The 16,483-nt window shown below is 69.5% G+C and carries 13 protein-coding genes and 1 riboswitch; of the genes, 6 read left to right on the top strand and 7 right to left on the bottom strand.

Translation table 11 applies throughout. The annotated features are described in order from the left end of the window. The first annotated feature begins 215 nt into the window (after nucleotides 1–215). Nucleotides 216–2,708 carry a phospholipase D-like domain-containing protein gene (locus ACZ5VQ_RS19315; protein WP_469105938.1) on the top strand — a complete coding sequence of 831 codons (2,493 nt, stop codon included), beginning with the start codon at nucleotides 216–218 and terminating at the stop codon, nucleotides 2,706–2,708. Between the two features lie 155 nt (nucleotides 2,709–2,863). Here the strand turns inward: ACZ5VQ_RS19315 and groL are convergent, their stop codons facing one another. From groL to thrC, 4 genes are all read right to left on the bottom strand, one after another. Further along, entirely contained in the window at nucleotides 2,864–4,492 is a 1,629-nt protein-coding gene (gene groL / locus ACZ5VQ_RS19310; protein WP_055617458.1) for a chaperonin GroEL, read from the bottom strand. 346 nt (nucleotides 4,493–4,838) lie between these two features. Then, entirely contained in the window at nucleotides 4,839–5,045 is a 207-nt protein-coding gene (locus ACZ5VQ_RS19305) for a cold-shock protein (protein ID WP_007493268.1), read from the bottom strand. Between the two features lie 455 nt (nucleotides 5,046–5,500). Further along, on the bottom strand, nucleotides 5,501–5,776 hold the full coding sequence (locus tag ACZ5VQ_RS19300) for a MoaD/ThiS family protein (RefSeq protein ID WP_362084273.1): 276 nt from the start codon (nucleotides 5,774–5,776) through the stop codon (nucleotides 5,501–5,503). 149 nt (nucleotides 5,777–5,925) lie between these two features. Then, entirely contained in the window at nucleotides 5,926–7,230 is a 1,305-nt protein-coding gene (thrC, locus tag ACZ5VQ_RS19295; protein ID WP_469105937.1) for a threonine synthase, read from the bottom strand. A gap of 17 nt (nucleotides 7,231–7,247) precedes the next feature. Then, a riboswitch (SAM riboswitch) is annotated at nucleotides 7,248–7,405 on the bottom strand. Nucleotides 7,406–7,609: 204 nt separating this feature from the next. Between thrC and ACZ5VQ_RS19290 the strand changes: the two genes are divergently transcribed. Continuing rightward, nucleotides 7,610–8,557 carry a glucosyl-3-phosphoglycerate synthase gene (locus ACZ5VQ_RS19290; RefSeq protein WP_469105936.1) on the top strand — a complete coding sequence of 316 codons (948 nt, stop codon included), beginning with the start codon at nucleotides 7,610–7,612 and terminating at the stop codon, nucleotides 8,555–8,557. Nucleotides 8,558–8,775: 218 nt separating this feature from the next. Then, on the top strand, nucleotides 8,776–10,191 hold the full coding sequence (locus ACZ5VQ_RS19285) for an alpha,alpha-trehalose-phosphate synthase (UDP-forming) (protein ID WP_469105935.1): 1,416 nt from the start codon (nucleotides 8,776–8,778) through the stop codon (nucleotides 10,189–10,191). A gap of 53 nt (nucleotides 10,192–10,244) precedes the next feature. Here the strand turns inward: ACZ5VQ_RS19285 and otsB are convergent, their stop codons facing one another. From otsB to ACZ5VQ_RS19270, 3 genes are all read right to left on the bottom strand, one after another. Then, complete coding sequence (gene otsB, locus ACZ5VQ_RS19280; protein WP_469105934.1) at nucleotides 10,245–11,096, bottom strand: trehalose-phosphatase; 852 nt, start codon at nucleotides 11,094–11,096, stop codon at nucleotides 10,245–10,247. A gap of 220 nt (nucleotides 11,097–11,316) precedes the next feature. Continuing rightward, on the bottom strand, nucleotides 11,317–11,556 hold the full coding sequence (locus ACZ5VQ_RS19275) for a DUF3263 domain-containing protein (RefSeq protein ID WP_469105933.1): 240 nt from the start codon (nucleotides 11,554–11,556) through the stop codon (nucleotides 11,317–11,319). A gap of 32 nt (nucleotides 11,557–11,588) precedes the next feature. After that, entirely contained in the window at nucleotides 11,589–12,854 is a 1,266-nt protein-coding gene (locus ACZ5VQ_RS19270) for an ABC transporter substrate-binding protein (RefSeq protein WP_469105932.1), read from the bottom strand. Between the two features lie 214 nt (nucleotides 12,855–13,068). Between ACZ5VQ_RS19270 and ACZ5VQ_RS19265 the strand changes: the two genes are divergently transcribed. The 3 genes from ACZ5VQ_RS19265 (at nucleotide 13,069) to ACZ5VQ_RS19255 (ending at nucleotide 16,337) form a co-directional block, all read left to right on the top strand. Then, nucleotides 13,069–14,052, top strand: coding sequence for an ROK family protein (locus ACZ5VQ_RS19265; protein ID WP_469105931.1), 984 nt, complete (start codon nucleotides 13,069–13,071; stop codon nucleotides 14,050–14,052). Further along, nucleotides 14,049–15,263 carry an N-acetylglucosamine-6-phosphate deacetylase gene (gene nagA, locus ACZ5VQ_RS19260; RefSeq protein WP_469105930.1) on the top strand — a complete coding sequence of 405 codons (1,215 nt, stop codon included), beginning with the start codon at nucleotides 14,049–14,051 and terminating at the stop codon, nucleotides 15,261–15,263. The genes ACZ5VQ_RS19265 and nagA overlap by 4 nt, the downstream gene beginning before the upstream one ends. A 144-nt stretch (nucleotides 15,264–15,407) precedes the next feature. After that, nucleotides 15,408–16,337: a 1-phosphofructokinase family hexose kinase gene (locus tag ACZ5VQ_RS19255; RefSeq protein ID WP_469105929.1), complete on the top strand. Its 930-nt coding sequence runs from the start codon at nucleotides 15,408–15,410 to the stop codon at nucleotides 16,335–16,337. Nucleotides 16,338–16,483: the final 146 nt, after the last annotated feature.

The following is a 16,483-nucleotide window of genomic DNA, read 5'->3' as shown; positions in this document are numbered from 1 at the left end:
ATCCGTGCGTACGTATGCGCATCCCCGTTGGTATGTGCATACGCATGGACCACTCCTCGCATCAACCACCCCGGTGACCAGGACATTCCGCTTTCCCGCCGCCGACCCTCCGTGATCCCGGCCACACCTCCGCACCCCGATCAAGGCCGACCCGTTCGCGCGCGTGATCTATAAAGTGTGGTGGTCACCAACACCATTCGAACGCAAGGGAACAGATGGGTAGACAGATACGGTGGACGGCCGCTCTCGCCGTCCCCCTCGCCCTCGGAGCCACACTGCTCGCTCCGACGACCACCGCACAGGCGGAGACGGTCGTCTCCGGGAACTACACCTCGGTCTTCAACTACCCGAAGCCCACGGGCGCCTACGACTACTCGATCAGCACCGGCGCCGGTGAACTGATCGACCTCGCGGCGCCGGACTCGACCCTCTATATGGGGATGTACTGGTTCAGCAGCGCGACCCTGCGGGAGAAGCTCGCCGCCGCGCAGGCGCGGGGTGTGACCCTGCGCATCGTCGCGGAGAGCGTGAACTCCGGCGACCTGAGCCAGCTGCCGCTGACGGGCGACTCGACCCTCACCCGGTGCAGCAACGGCTGCCTCGGCAACGGCTCGGGCGACACGCGGGCGATCAACCACGACAAGTACATGGTGCTCGACGCGCTCACCGACGGCCGCAAGAACGTCGTCTGGCAGAGCTCGCAGAACCTCGCGGGCGGCCAGGACGGCGAGATCAACAACGCGGTCGTCGTGGCGAACAACGCGACCCTCGCCACCCGGTACCGCAACCACTTCAACGACCAGGTCGAGCACGCCGGCGACAGCCTGCACACGACGTACGACCACACCACCGGCGACCCGAGCTCCCCGGTCGAGGCGTACTTCTCCCCGCGCGACACGGCCTCGGACGCCACTCACTACGGCAACGCCGACATCCTCGCCTCGTTCATCGACCAGGTCGACTGCGAGCGCGACGGCAAGATCAGGATCGCGGCGGCCGAGCTCGACCAGCGCTCCACCCGCCCCGCTGTCTACGAGGCCCTGGAGACCAAGCGGACCGAAGGCTGCGCCATCGAGGCGAACGTCCGCGACCTCAGCGACGGCGGCGGCAACAACGGCGTCAACGAACTCGCCGGCCTCGACGTCCCGGCCTACGGCAACCGCCCCGGCGGCTGCCGCTACAAGGCCACGGCGACGTCGTCCTGCAACCGCGGCACCGTGCACTCCAAGTACCTGCTGACGGAGTGGAAGAAGGCCGACGGCACCCAGGTCCAGCACGTGTACACGGGCTCCCACAACTGGACCGCGGGCTCGCTGAAGACCAACGACGAGACGATCCTGCGCATCGACGACGCGGGGACCTACCAGGCGTTCGTCGCCAACTTCAACAAGGCCCGCGCCCTCGTGGTCGACATCGACTCCACGAAGTACGGATCGACGTCCCAGCACTACTCCCGCGTCAACGTGAACGCGAACGGCGACCAGCACTACAGCGCCGTCGCCTCCGGCGGCACCTCCGCCGTCTACACGGCGGTCGTGTACGAGCAGGGCGACCGGCACGACGCCTCGGACACCGAGCTGGGCACCGACGTGTACATCCGCATGTACAAGGACGGCGTACCCCTCTGGGACGAGAAGCTGCTGAGCAACAGCGGGACCGGTACCACCTGGTCGCACCAGAAGCCCGACGTCGGCGTGGACGACCAGGGCAACGCGATCGTCGTCTGGGCCAAGGACGACGACGGCAACAAGTACGCCGACATCGCCGTGCGCCGGATCACCCCGGCCGGCACGATCACCACCCTGCCGCGCCCGCACGCCTCCGGTGACGGTGACCAGCTGCGGCCGACGGTCGCGGTGGCCGGCGACGGTTCCTACGGCGTCGCCTGGGAGTCCACGGCCGACGGTTCGACGCTCAACCAGGTGTACGCGAGCAGCTGGTCGCCGACCGGTGCCGCGCGCTACCAGGACGTCCAGGTCAGCACGATCAACTCCGGTGCGGCCGGGTCCAACCGCCGGCCCGACGCGGCGATCGACGACGCCGGGAACATGGTGGTCGCCTGGGAGGAGGACGCTGACGGCAACGGCGGCCTCAACGTCGGGGTGGCGAAGCTGACCACCTCGGGCGGTTTCGCCGTGGCGCGCAAGGTGGCCAACTCGCTCACGGACGGGCAGCAGACCAGGCCCGCGGTGGCCTCGGCCGGTGACGGCCGGTTCGTCGTGGCGTGGACGGACGAGTACACCACCGGCACCGGCACCCTGGTCCGGGACCAGCGGATCCAGCACCGCGTCTTCTCGGCGGCCGGCGTCGCCGCGGCGGCCGACCGGCGGACCACCGAGGACGCCGCCGAGAGCGGCCCCTACGTCGACGGCAAGCGGCCGATCTCCGATCAGGCCGACGCCGACGTGGCGGTCGCCGACGACGGCAGCTTCGTCGTGGCGTGGAAGGAGGCCTTCGACGTGCTCCTCGGCAACCCCGCGACCCTGCACGCCGGCCAGGACGACGTCTGGGCCCGCGGCTTCAACGCGGACGGGACCGCGACCGACCGGCTCGTTCCCACCCGGATGAACGTGGTGACCGGCGGGGGCCAGGGCGGCCCGGCCGTGGCCCTGGCCGCGAACGGCCGTCTGGCGCTGACGTACTCGGACGACTACGACGGCAACGGCCACAACGAGATGCGCCTGCGGGACGCGTTCAAGAACGCCTGATCAAGGCACCGCCGACGGAAACGCCGGCGAAAACGCCCGAGGGCGGCACCCCTGGAATGGGGTGCCGCCCTCGTTCGCGTGATGCGAAGTACTGCGTAATGCGAAGTACTGCGAACTGCGACGAACTACCGAGCCTTGGCTGTTTGCGCCGGGGCTCAGAAGTCCATGTCACCGCCCGGCATGCCGCCACCGGCGCCGGCGCCGGCACCGGCCTTCTCCGGCTTGTCGGCGATGACGGCCTCGGTGGTGAGGAACAGCGCGGCGATGGACGCGGCGTTCTGCAGGGCAGAGCGCGTGACCTTCGCCGGGTCGATGATGCCTTCGGCGATCATGTCGACGTACTCACCGGTCGCGGCGTTCAGGCCGTGGCCGACGGGCAGGTTGCGCACCTTCTCGACGATGACACCGCCCTCAAGGCCGCCGTTGACGGCGATCTGCTTGAGCGGGGCCTCCAGGGCGAGCTTCACGGCGTTGGCGCCGGTCGCCTCGTCACCCTCCAGGTCCAGCTTCTCGAAGACCGAGGAGGCCTGGAGCAGGGCCACGCCACCACCGGCGACGATGCCCTCCTCGACGGCCGCCTTCGCGTTGCGAACGGCGTCCTCGATGCGGTGCTTGCGCTCCTTGAGCTCGACCTCGGTGGCGGCACCGGCCTTGATGACGGCCACGCCGCCGGCCAGCTTCGCCAGGCGCTCCTGGAGCTTCTCGCGGTCGTAGTCCGAGTCGGAGTTCTCGATCTCGGCACGGATCTGGTTGACGCGACCGGCAACCTGGTCCGCCGAACCCGAGCCGTCGACGATCGTCGTCTCGTCCTTGGTGATGACGATCTTGCGAGCGCGGCCGAGCAGCTCCAGGCCCGTGTTCTCGAGCTTGAGGCCGACCTCCTCGGAGATGACCTCGCCGCCCGTGAGGATGGCGATGTCGTTCAGCATCGCCTTGCGGCGGTCACCGAAGCCCGGAGCCTTGACGGCGACGGACTTGAAGGTGCCACGGATCTTGTTGACGACCAGGGTCGACAGGGCCTCGCCCTCGACGTCCTCGGCGATGATCAGCAGCGGCTTGCCCGACTGCATGACCTTCTCCAGGAGCGGGAGCAGGTCCTTGACGTTGGCGATCTTCGAGTTGGCGATCAGGATGTAGGGGTCGTCGAGGACGGCCTCCATACGCTCCATGTCGGTGGCGAAGTACGCCGAGATGTAGCCCTTGTCGAAGCGCATACCCTCGGTGAGCTCGAGCTCCAGACCGAAGGTCTGGGACTCCTCGACCGTGATGACGCCTTCCTTGCCGACCTTGTCCATCGCCTCGGCGATGAGCTCGCCGATCTGGGTGTCGGCGGCGGAGATGGAGGCCGTCGAAGCGATCTGCTCCTTGGTCTCGACATCCTTGGCCTGCTCAAGGAGGGCACCGGAGACGGCCTCGACGGCCTTCTCGATACCGCGCTTGAGAGCCATCGGGTTGGCGCCGGCGGCTACGTTGCGCAGGCCCTCGCGGACCAGCGCCTGCGCCAGAACGGTCGCGGTGGTCGTACCGTCACCGGCGACGTCGTCCGTCTTCTTGGCGACTTCCTTGACCAGCTCAGCGCCGATCTTCTCGTACGGGTCCTCGAGCTCGATCTCCTTGGCGATGGAAACACCATCGTTGGTGATCGTGGGGGCGCCCCACTTCTTCTCGAGGACGACGTTGCGACCCTTGGGACCAAGGGTGACCTTGACGGCGTCGGCGAGCTGGTTCATCCCGCGCTCGAGACCGCGCCGTGCCTCCTCGTCGAACGCGATGATCTTGGCCATGTGAAGTGGTCCTCCCGGACTGGGGTGGAATCTCCAGGACCGCGCCCGCGCCCGCGACGGACGGCCTGCCGACCTCGTGGTTCCTTGCCCCACCCGGCCAGCGGGCCTCACCGACCCGGTCCTCGTTATCACTCTCACCTTCAGAGTGCTAACGCCAATGATTAGCACTCGACCCATGCGAGTGCAAGCGGCTCAGGATGATCCGCAGGTGGGAGCAGGTGGGAAGAGAGTGGGCAGAGAGGCAGTGGACGGCGCGGACGGCGCGCGGGCGTGCCGAAGGGCCCGCACCCGGTGGGGTACGAGCCCTTCGGAAGAAGAACGTCGCTGCAGTAAGTCGGCGCGTGCTTCAGCCGGTCGCCAGTCGGACCATGTCCGCCTGCGGCCCCTTCTGGCCTTGCGAGATCTCAAAATCGACCCGCTGACCCTCTTCCAGGGTGCGGTAGCCGTCCATCTGAATCGCGCTGTAGTGGACGAAAACATCCGCACCACCGTCGACCGCGATGAAGCCGTACCCCTTCTCCGCGTTGAACCATTTGACGGTGCCCTGAGCCATGCCTAACTCCCCTATTACTGGCCCTTGCACAGACCCGCACTTCGCGGATCCGGGTCAGACCTCACCCCCCAACGGTTGGGGGTGTGCGCCGGAACGCGTCGACCGCGGCTGAATGTATCCGTCCAACTGCCGTCTGCAACAGGTCAATCCGACGAGAATTCCGGGCACGACCGATCGGGAATATGTGAAGAATTCACGAAGATTCAGGGCAAGTCGGGCCCCATGAATGCCATAAAAGGCTCAAAAAGGCGGGGCACTTTGGCTACTTCTTGTCGGGCTTCGGGCGGGATCTCAATGCGCCCGGCGTGCGGATCGAAGCAGGTTCCCCAACTGTACCGCGCTCAACCATACAGAATTGCCCCTTCCGCTTCTCTCACGGAGGGGGCAATTCGATGAACTCTCGGTGACGTCCGTTACCGAAGGTAATGATCAGCCCTCGGCGCGGCGCCCGACGGTCAGCCGCCGGCGACCGCGGGAATGATCGACACCCCGGCACCGTCCGGCGTCGCCGTCTCCAGGCCCTGCTCGAAGCGGACGTCGTCGTCGTTCACGTACACGTTGACGAACCGGCGCAACTGCCCCTGGTCGTCCAGGACCCGGGCGGCGATCCCGGTGTGGTTCTTCTCCAGATCGGAGATGACCTCACCAAGAGTCCCACCCTCAGCAGAAACCTCGGCCTTGCCGCCCGTGTAGGTGCGCAGGATGGTGGGGATACGAACGTTGACGCTCATGGGGTTGGACCTCCGTCGGAGTGGGTGGCCCCTTCAGGGGCGCGGGGAACTGCGCAGTCTTTGGCTTTCAGGGGCGCGGGGCAGTGACATTTGCGGCTCCGCCGCGGGGCGCGACCAGCCCCCACGCACCCGCAGCGAAGGAACAACGACTAACCGAGCCCAGCCTCACGGAAGGAATCCAGGTTCGGCCGGATCGTCGCGGTCAGCCCCGTGTCGGAAGCAACCGCGTCCAGGGTCTTCAGACCATCACCGGTATTGAGGACAACCGTGGTCAGACTCGGATCCAGCAGACCGTTCTCGATCAGCTTCTTCGCCACCCCCACCGTCACACCACCGGCGGTCTCCGCAAAGATCCCCTCGGTCCGCGCCAGCAACTTGATCGCGTCGACCACCTGCTCGTCGTTCACGTCCTCCACGGCCCCACCCGTACGCCGGGCGATATCGAGAACGTAAGGACCGTCCGCCGGGTTTCCGATCGCGAGCGACTTCGCGATCGTGTTCGGCTTCTGCGGCCGTACGACATCGTGCCCGGCCTTGTACGCCACGGACACCGGCGAGCAGCCCTCGGCCTGCGCACCGAAGATCTTGTACGGCTTGTCCTCGACGAGCCCGAGCTTGATCAGCTCCTGCAGACCCTTGTCGATCTTCGTGAGCTGCGAGCCGGAGGCGATCGGGACGACCAGCTGGTCGGGCAGCTGCCAGCCGAGCTGCTCACAGATCTCGTACGCGAGGGTCTTGGAGCCCTCCGCGTAGTACGGCCGCAGGTTGACGTTGACGAAGCCCCAGCCCTCGCCGGCCGGGTCGCCGATCAGCTCGGAGCAGAAGCGGTTCACGTCGTCGTAGTTGCCCTCGATGCCGACGAGCTCGCCGCCGTAGACCGCGGCCATGACGACCTTGCCCTGCTCCAGGTCGTGCGGGATGAACACGCAGGACCTGAAGCCGGCGCGCGCGGCGGCGGCGCCCACCGCGCCGGCGAGGTTGCCGGTGGAGGAGCAGGAGAGGGTGGTGAAGTTGAAGGCACGCGCGGCCTCGATGGCCTGGGCGACGACGCGGTCCTTGAAGGAGTGCGTCGGGTTGCCGGAGTCGTCCTTCACGAAGAGCTTGCCGGCGTCGACACCCAGCTCGCGCGCGAGGTTGTCGGCCTGGACGAGCTTGGTCCAGCCGGGGTTGATGTTCGGCTTGTCGGCCACGTCCGCGGGGACGGGCAGCAGCGGCGCGTAACGCCAGATGTTCGCGGGGCCCGCTTCGATCCGCTTGCGGAGCTCCTCGGTGTCATAGGCCGAGAAGTCGTACGCGATCTCCAGCGGGCCGAAACACTCCTCGCAGGCGAAGACCGGACCGAGCGGGACGCGGTGGCCGCATTCCCGGCAGGAAAGCGCGGCGGCCGGGCCGAGGTCGACGGAGTTCGCGGCGGTGGTGGAGTTCGTGGTGCTTGCAACTGTCTGCGCAGCCATGGAGGCGAGGCCCTTTCTCCTCATCTTCCTCACGACGCACTTCGCCGTGAGACGGATTTGGCACCTTCCCTAGCCGGGAGCCTCGCTGCGCTGATCGACGATGATCAGGCCGAGACCGGCTGGAGGGTTGCCGGGGCTTCAACGGGCCGTATCCCTCTGCCCCTCTGGATGAGCGGTATTCAGTTGTGGTTCTGGCTCTGGTTTTGGTTGTGCACGCAACGACCCCCGACATGCGATGGTCATCAGCGTTGTTCAAGACTGTAACCGAAGGCCTGGATGGTGGAGAGAGCCGTCCGAACCGCGAGATGACAGTGACACAACCCACACTGCAGGCCGCGGCGGGCACACGCATCCCAATGAACGCAAGGGAGAGCCGCACGTGCTGGAAGACGTCGAGCGCTGGCTGAGCACGCGCTCCTGGTCCGTCGAGGACCGCCCGCTCAAGCAACTCATCGCCGCGAAGCGTGCCACCGGCTCCACGGTGAGTGTCGTACTGCCCGCGCTCAACGAGGAGGAGACCGTCGGCGAGATCGTCGCGATCATCCGCCGTGAGCTGATGACCAGGAAGGTGCCGCTCGTCGACGAGATCGTGGTGATCGACTCGGGTTCGACGGACCGCACCTCCGAGGTCGCCGCCGACGCGGGCGCCCGTGTCGTGCACCGGGACGAGATCCTGCCCCGGCTGCCGGCCGTCCCCGGCAAGGGCGAGGTGCTGTGGCGCTCGCTCCTCGTCACCCGCGGAGACATCGTGGCCTTCGTCGACGCGGACCTGAAGGAGTTCTCGGCGGACTTCGTCTCCGGGATCGTCGGCCCGCTCCTCACCGAACCGGGCGTGGATCTCGTCAAGGCGATGTACGACCGCCCGCTGGGCTCCGCCGCAGGTCAGGGGGGTCGGGTCACCGAACTCATGGCCCGCCCGCTCCTGAACATGCACTGGCCGCAGCTGGCCGGCTTCGTCCAGCCGCTGGGCGGGGAGTACGCGGCCCGCCGCTCCCTCCTCGAACAGCTCCCGTTCCCCGTCGGGTACGGCGTCGAGCTGGGCATGCTGGTCGACGCGCTGCACCTGGTGGGTCTGGACGCCCTGGCCCAGGTCGACGTCGGCGTCCGCAAGCACCGCCACCAGGACGGCCAGGCCCTGGGCCGCATGTCCGCCGCGATCTACCGCACCGCCCAGCTCCGCCTGGCCCGCGGCCACATGATCCGCCCCTCCCTGACCCAGTTCGAACGAGGCGAGCACGGCTTCGAGCCCCGCACGTACTCGGTGGACATGGAGGAGAGGCCGCCGATGGCGGAGATCGAGGAGTACGTGGAACGCAAGGCGGCGTAGCGCTCCGCGGGGTGCGCCGTTGTTGTCTGCGGCGCCGCGCCCCTAAAGCCAAAAGATTGCGCAGTTCCCCGCGCCCCTTGAAGGGGCGCGGGGCCGTGACATTTGCGGCTCCGCCGCGGGGCGCGACCAGCCCCCACCGGCCCGCAGCCAACCGACAACCCCGCCTCCACGGCGAGGGGAACGTTTGAGCGTTTACACCAAGGGCTAGATTTCGAGGCATGGTCTCCACCCGCGCCACCCACAACATCCTGGTCGCCTCCAACCGCGGCCCGGTCTCGTACACCCTGGACGAGACCGGGGCGCTCACCGCCAAGCGCGGCGGAGGCGGCCTCGTCTCCGGCCTCTCCGCGATCGGCCCGGACGCGGGCGCCCTGTGGGTGTGCTCGGCCCTCGGCGACGGCGACCGCGAGGCCGTACGACGAGGGGTGGGCGAGGACGGCGTACGGATGCTGGACATCGACGCCGCCACCCACGAGGCCGCGTACAACGGCATCGCCAACTCCGCGCTGTGGTTCGTGCACCACCTGCTCTACCAGACACCGCTGGAGCCGGTCTTCGACAAGGAGTTCCGGCGCCAGTGGGCGGCGTACGAGACGTACAACCACGCCTTCGCCGAGGCGCTGGCCGAGGAGGCGGCGGAGGGCGCGGCCGTCCTCGTGCAGGACTACCACCTGACCCTCGTCCCGCGGATGCTCCGCGAGCTCCGCCCCGACCTGCGGATCGGGCACTTCTCGCACACGCCTTGGGCGCCGCCGGAGTACTTCCGGCTGCTGCCGGACGACATCGCGGCGAAGGTGCTCGGCGGGATCCTCGGAGCGGACCGGGCCGCGTTCCTCACCCAGCGGTGGGCGGACGCGTTCACGGACTGCTGTCACGCCGTCCTGGGTCCCGGGATTCCCTCCGGTACGCGGATCGGGGTGCACGGTCTCGGGGCGGACGCGGACTTCCTGCGCGAGCGCTCGCACCGGCCGGACGTGGACGAGCGGCTGGCGGTACTGCGCGAGCAGATCGGCACGGCCCCCGACGGCAGCGCCCGTAAGGCGATCGTGCGGGTGGACCGGACCGAGCTGTCCAAGAACATCGTGCGCGGGCTGCTGGCGTTCCGGGAGCTGCTGGAGGAGCGCCCGGAGTGGCGCGAGCGGGTGGTGCACGTGGCGTTCGCGTACCCGTCGCGGCAGGACCTGGCGGTCTACCGCGACTACACGGCCGAGGTGCAGCGGGTCGCGGACGAGATCAACTCCCAGTACGGGACGCCCGGTTGGACCCCCGTCCTGCTGAACCTCAAGGACGACTTCGCACGTTCACTGGCCTCCTACCGGCTGGCGGACGTGGCCCTCGTCAACCCCATCCGGGACGGCATGAACCTCGTCGCCAAGGAGGTGCCGGTCGTGTCGGACGACGGGTGCGTGCTGGTGCTCTCGCGGGAGGCAGGGGCGTACGAGGAGTTGGGCGAGGACGCGGTCGTGGTGAATCCGTATGACGTTTCGGGCACGGCCCGGGCGTTGCACGAGGCGTTGACGATGCCGGCGGGGGAACGGGCCGAGAGGACAAAGCGGTTGGCCGCGGCTGCCACCGCTCTGCCTCCGGCACAGTGGTTCCTGGACCAGCTGCACGCGCTGCGCTCCGCGGGTTAGGCCCAGAAGCCAAAAGATCGCGCAGTTCCCCGCGGCCCTGGAGGGGCACGGGTTCAGCCCAGCTTCGTCGCCAGTGCAGCCAGTAGGCGTACTACTCCCTGCGGGCCGTCCACCACCAGGTCCGCGCGGTCGGACAGTTCCGTGACCTCGTTGCTGCCGCTGCAGACCAGGAGGCCGTGGACGCCGTCGGAGCGGAGTTTGTCGACGGCGGCGAAGGCGGGGAGGTCGCCGAGGTCGTCGCCGCAGTACATGACCGACTCGGCGCCGGCGTCGCGTACGTACTCGCCGAGGGCGACGCCCTTGTCCATGCCGGGCGGCCGCAGTTCCAGCACCATTCTTCCCGGTTCGACGATCAGGCCGTGGCGGGTGGCGAGTTCGGCGAGGGGTTCGCGGAGGGCCTCGAAGGCGGCCTGGGGGTCCTGGGCGCGGCGGGTGTGGACCGCGACGGCCCGGCCCTTCTCCTCGATCCACGTGCCCTGCCAGGCGCCGATGGCGTCGAGGAACCCGGGGAGTTCGGCGCGGGCCTCGGCGACGCCGGGGTGGGGGGCGGGGGCCTGGACGGTGCCGGTGACGGCGTCCCAGCGTTCCGCCCCGTAGTGGCCGAGCACGACGAGGTGCTCCAGGCCGGGGACTCCGGCGAAGCCGCCGTGGCGTACGGCCACGCCGGCCGGTCGTCCGGTGACGACGGCGACGGAGGCGACCTTCGGGGCGAGTGCCGCCAGGGCGGGTACGGCGTCCGGGTGGGCGCGGGCCTGTTCGGGGTCGGGGACGATCGGGGCGAGGGTGCCGTCGAAGTCGAAGGCGAGGACTGCCCTGGCGGGCCGCGCGATGATGGCTTCGAGGCCGTCTCGGCCCGCCGGGGTCACGGGGGTCGGCATCGACGATGACTCGGGGTGACTGGCCATGCTGCGACCCTATCCGCGGCCGGGAAGTCTTTCGCCCCCGCCGCCCCTACCCATTCCCGTCCCTTTCGGGGGCCAGCCCCCGAACCCCCGCTCCTCAAACGCCGGAGGGGCTGAATACCTCAGGGGCGCGGGGAACTGCGCAGTCTTTTGGGGGTTCGGGGGCGGAGCCCCTGAGTAAGGGACGGGAATGGGTAGGGGCGGCGGGGGCGAGGAAAAGCCCTCAGCCCTCCCTCTCCCCCCGGCGCACATCCCTCACCCGTCGCAGCCGATTGACCGTGACGGGGTCGTGGGCCAGGGCCCGGGGCGCGTCCAGGAGGGCGTTCAGGAGCTGGTAGTAGCGGACGGGGGCCAGCCCCAGCTCCTCCCGTATCGCCCGCTCCTTGGCTCCCGGCGTGACCCACCCCCGCCGCTCCAGCGCAAGGACGGCACGCTCCTGGGGTGTCAGCTCCTCGTCGTCCATGCCCGGCACGGTAGCCGCTGCCACCGACAGGGCTACGCCGCGTTCTCCTCCGCGGCGGCGGCCCGCTGCAGCTGTCCCAGGATCGCCGCCGGACTGCCCTTCGGGCCCACGGCCTTTCCTATCTGCTGCTTGATGTCCGCGCTCACGGACGCCCAGGACGTCTTGCCCACGGGATACAACTCGGCGTTGGGCAGCTCGTCGAGGAAGCCGACGAGATCCGCGTCGGACTTGTCCGCCGCCATCGCCTCGGACGCCGACGTGGTCACCGGCAGCAGGTCGTACTCGTGCGAGAACTTGAGGACGTTCTTCTCGCTGTACACGTAGTCGAGGAAGTCCCCGACCTGCTCGGCGTGCCCGGGCTTCTTGAACGCCATCATCCAGTCGGCGACGCCCATCGTCTCCTTGGACCGCCCGTCGACCCCGGGCATCGGCACCATGCCGAACTTCACGCCCTTCGCCTCGGCGGCCTGCATCAGCGTGGGGTGGCCGTTCAGCATCCCGACCTCACCGCGAGTGAACGCCGCAAAGGCCTCCGCACGGTTGAGATTCGCGGGCGCGACGGGTCCGGTGAGCCCCTTCTCGACCAGTTTCTCCTTGAGCCAGGTGAAGGTCTCGACGTTCTGCCTGGAGTCGATGCCGTACGACCCGACCGTGTCGGTGTAGCCGTCGCCGCCGCTCAGCAGCCACATCATCGTCTCGGCCTGCGCCTCCTCGGGCCCCAGCGGCAGCGCGTACGGGTACTTCACGCCGCGCGACTTGAGGACCGCGGCGTCGGACGCGAGCTGGCTCCAGGTCTGCGGCGGGGTGAGGCCCGCGTCGCTGAAGAGCTTCTTGTTGTAGAAGAGCAGCCGCGTCGAGGAGGCGAACGGCATGCCGTACTGCGTCCGGTCTATCTCGCCGGCCTCGCTGAGCCGGGTCACGAAGTCGGCCTGGGTGTTGATGGAGAGCAGGTCGTCGGCCTTGTAGAGCTCGCCCTTCGCGGCGTAGTCGGCGTACGCGCCGATCTGCGCCATGTCGGGTGCGTCACCGTCCGCGACCATGTCCTTGACCTTGGCGTCCACCTCGTTCCAGGAGTAGACGCTCACCTCGACCTTGATCCCGGGGTTCTTCGCCTCGTACGCCTTGGTCAGCGCGTCCCAGTACTTCTGGGAGCTGTTCGCCTTGGAGTCGCCGTAGTCGGCCGCGACCAGTCGCAGCGTGACGTCCCCGGATTCCGAGGAACTGCCGCAGCCGCCGAGGGCCGCCGTCATGCCCAGCGCGGACACCACCGCGATCAGACCTGTCACTCGCCGCTGCACCGCTGCCGCCCCAACCTTCTCGTCCCGCACTCGTCCCGCACTGCCGATTCACACGGCCGGTCACCCGGCCTGCCCGCACGGCTGGTTCACCCGGCCGGTTCACCCGGCTGGTTCACACGTGCGATCCCATGCTTTCGATTCGCAATTTCGCTCTAAGGTCTACACCACGTGAGTGGACTAGACCTCTCACGGGGTAAGGGGCGACACTGTACCCGTGAGACATGTCATCGCCCTGGATGTGGGCGGCACCGGGATGAAGGCCGCCCTCGTGGGGGCGGTCGACGCCGCGCGCTCCGGGGGGATACCCCCCGTGCTGCACCGGGCCCGCCGTGCCACGGGCCGCGAGCACGGTCCGGACTCCGTCGTCGAGTCGATCCTCGCCTTCGCCGCCGACCTGCGCGCGCACGGCGAGCGCCACTTCGGCGAGCCCGCTGCGGCCGTCGGCGTCGCCGTGCCCGGCATCGTGGACGCCGACCGCGGCATCGCCGCGTACTCGGCCAACCTCGGCTGGCGCGACGTACCCCTGCGGGACCTGATCAGCGCGCGACTGGGCGGGGTCCCGGTCGCCCTCGGCCACGACGTGCGCACCGGCGGGCTCGCGGAGGGCCGCATCGGCGCGGGCCGGGGCGCGGACAGGTTCCTGTTCGTGCCGCTCGGCACCGGCATCGCGGGCGCGATCGGCATCGACGGCCGGGTGGAGGCGGGCGCGCACGGTTTCGCGGGCGAGATCGGCCACATCGTCGTACGCCCCGGCGGCACCCCCTGCCCATGCGGCCAGCACGGCTGTCTGGAGCGGTTCGCGTCCGCCGCGGCGGTCAGCGAGGCCTGGGCCGAGGCATCCGGCGACCCGGAGGCGGACGCGGCGGACTGCGCGAAGGCCGTCGAGTCCGGGGATCCGCGGGCCCTGGTGGTCTGGCAGGAGGCCGTGGACGCGCTGGCCGACGGGCTAGTCACCGCGCTCACCCTGCTGGACCCGCGCACCCTGATCATCGGTGGCGGTCTCGCCGAGGCCGGGGAAACCTTGTTCACACCGCTGCGAGCCGCGGTCGGGCGACGCGTCACCTTCCAGAAACTCCCGTCCATCGTCCCCGCGGCACTGGGCGACACGGCCGGCTGCCTGGGCGCGGGCCTCCTGGCCTGGGACCTGCTGAGCACCCTTTCCGCTTCCACCCCCGCTTCGGAGGTAACCACCCGATGACCATGAACCGGGTTCACGACAGCGCCCCGAAAGGGGCGCGGGGAACTGCGCGACCAGCCCCCGCCGACCCGCACGTCGTGGTCCTCTCCGGCGCCAACGTCGTACTCCCCACCGGGACGGTGCCCGGCGGCCGCGTGATCGTCGAGGGCACCCGCATCGCCGGGAGCGCTCCCGACAACACCCCCCGCATCGACCTGACGGGCCACTGGCTGGTCCCCGGCTTCGTCGACATGCACAACCACGGCGGCGGCGGAGCCTCCTTCACCTCGGGCACGGTCGAGGAGATCCTCAAGGGCATCCACACCCACCGTCTGCACGGCACGACGACCCTCGTCGCCTCCACCGTCACCGGTGACATGGACGGCCTCGCCCAGCGCGCCGGACTCCTCTCCGAGCTGGCCGAGCAGGGCGACCTCGCGGGCATCCACTTCGAGGGCCCGTTCATCTCCCCGTGCCGCAAGGGCGCCCACTCCGAGGAGCTGCTGCGCGATCCGGATCCGGCGGAGGTCCGCAAGCTGATCGACGCGGCCCGCGGCCGGGCCAGCATGGTCACGCTCGCCACGGAACTGCCGGGCGGCATCGACTCCGTACGCCTCCTCGCCGAGCACGGCGTCATCGCGGCGATCGGCCACACGGACGCCACGTACGAGCAGACGGTGGAGGCCATCGACGCGGGCGCGACCGTGGCGACGCACCTCTTCAACGCGATGCCCACGCTCGGGCACCGCTCCCCCGGTCCGATCGCGGCTCTCCTTGAGGACGAGCGGGTCACGGTCGAGCTGATCAACGACGGTGTCCATCTGCACCCGGCCTCCCTCCAGCTGGCGTTCCATCACGCGGGCGGCGACCGAGTGGCGTTCATCACGGACGCCATGGACGCGGCGGGCTTCGGCGACGGGCGGTACATGCTCGGTCCGCTGGAGGTCGAGGTCAGCGAGGGTGTGGCGCGGCTCGTGGAGGGCGGTTCGATCGCGGGCTCCACGCTCACGCTGGACCGGGCCTTCAAGCGCGCGGTGACCGTGGACGGGCTGCCGATCGAGGACGTCGTCTCGGCCATCGCGGCCAATCCGGCCAGGTCACTGGGCCTGTACGACCGGGTGGGCTCGCTGGAGCCGGGCAAGGACGCGGACCTGGTGGTGCTGGACGCCGACTTCGAGCTCAAGGGCGTGATGCGCCGGGGCGAATGGGTGGTGGATCCCCAACTGGGGTGATTCACACTCCTGTTGCCGTACGGCGGTTGGCCCTCAGGACTGGGCCGACCGCCGTTCCCTTTGGCATGATCGGGCCTCCGGAACAACCGGCAAGCGCGTTCCACGCGTCCACTTGACGAATCTCTTCGAGGGAGGCCGGCCCAGGTGATCCTCACGGTCACGCTGAACACCGCTCTCGACATCACCTATCGCGTACGGGGACTGCGACCGCACACCTCGCACCGCGTCACCGAGGTGATCGAACGGCCGGGCGGAAAGGGCCTGAACGTGGCCCGGGTGCTCGCCGCCCTCGGTCACGAGGTGACCGTGACGGGCTTCGTGGGTGGCGCCACCGGGCGGGCCATCCAGGACGGGCTCACGCACACACCGGGTGTGGTGGACGCGCTGGTCCCGGTGGCGGGTGCGACCCGTCGCACGATCGCGGTGGCCGACACGGCGACCGGTGACACGACTCAACTCAACGAGCCGGGCCCGTCGATCGCCCCGGCCGAGTGGTCCGCCTTCCAGGAGGCGTACGAGGATCTGCTGCGGTCAGCTTCTGCGGTGGCCCTCTGCGGGAGTCTGCCGCCCGGGGTGCCGGTGGGGGCGTACGCCGGGCTTGTGCGCGTGGCCCGGTCGCTCGCTGTGCCCGTGCTGCTCGACACGAGTGGGGAGCCGCTTCGGCGGGGGGTCGCCGCGCGGCCCGACATCGTCAAGCCGAACGCGGACGAGTTGGCCGAGCTGACCGGGGCGCATGAGGTGTCGCGGGCCACGCGGGATGCGCGCCGGCGGGGCGCGCATGCTGTGGTGGCCTCGCTGGGCGCGGAGGGGCTGCTCGCGCGCACCCCGGACGGTGACTGGCGGGCCGCCCCGCCTCGCCGGGTCCGCGGGAACCCGACGGGGGCCGGGGACTCCGTGGTCGCGGGGCTTCTGTCGGGGCTGGTGGAACAGTTGCCGTGGCCGGAGCGGTTGGCCCGGGCGGTGGCGTTGTCCGCGGCGACCGTGTTGGCGCCGGTGGCGGGGGAGTTCGACCGGTCGGCTTATGAGGAGTTGGTGGGGCGGGTGTCTGTGACGGGGGAAGCGGCGGCGGCGTGAGCGCTCCGCTCGGCTGCGGGATGTTCGGCTGCGGGTTGGTGGGGGCTGGTCGCGCAGTTCCCCGCGCCCCCTAAAGGATTGCGCCGTTCCCCGCGCCCCTAGAAGCCAAAGACTGCGCCGTTCCCCGCGCCCCTTGAGAGGCGGAG

It is taken from the genome of Streptomyces sp. NPDC033178, from assembly GCF_055577685.1.
The sequence above is the reverse complement of the archived record's forward strand: the minus strand, read 5'-3'. Positions and strand labels throughout refer to the sequence as shown.

Coding starts and splice junctions, on each gene's coding strand:
- ACZ5VQ_RS19315 (WP_469105938.1), top strand. CDS start 216: ATGGGTAGACAGATACGGTGGACGGCCGCTCTCGCCGTCCCCCTCGCC.
- groL (WP_055617458.1), bottom strand. CDS start 4,492: ATGGCCAAGATCATCGCGTTCGACGAGGAGGCACGGCGCGGTCTCGAG.
- ACZ5VQ_RS19305 (WP_007493268.1), bottom strand. CDS start 5,045: ATGGCTCAGGGCACCGTCAAATGGTTCAACGCGGAGAAGGGGTACGGC.
- ACZ5VQ_RS19300 (WP_362084273.1), bottom strand. CDS start 5,776: ATGAGCGTCAACGTTCGTATCCCCACCATCCTGCGCACCTACACGGGC.
- thrC (WP_469105937.1), bottom strand. CDS start 7,230: ATGGCTGCGCAGACAGTTGCAAGCACCACGAACTCCACCACCGCCGCG.
- ACZ5VQ_RS19285 (WP_469105935.1), top strand. CDS start 8,776: ATGGTCTCCACCCGCGCCACCCACAACATCCTGGTCGCCTCCAACCGC.
- otsB (WP_469105934.1), bottom strand. CDS start 11,096: ATGGCCAGTCACCCCGAGTCATCGTCGATGCCGACCCCCGTGACCCCG.
- ACZ5VQ_RS19275 (WP_469105933.1), bottom strand. CDS start 11,556: ATGGACGACGAGGAGCTGACACCCCAGGAGCGTGCCGTCCTTGCGCTG.
- nagA (WP_469105930.1), top strand. CDS start 14,049: ATGACCATGAACCGGGTTCACGACAGCGCCCCGAAAGGGGCGCGGGGA.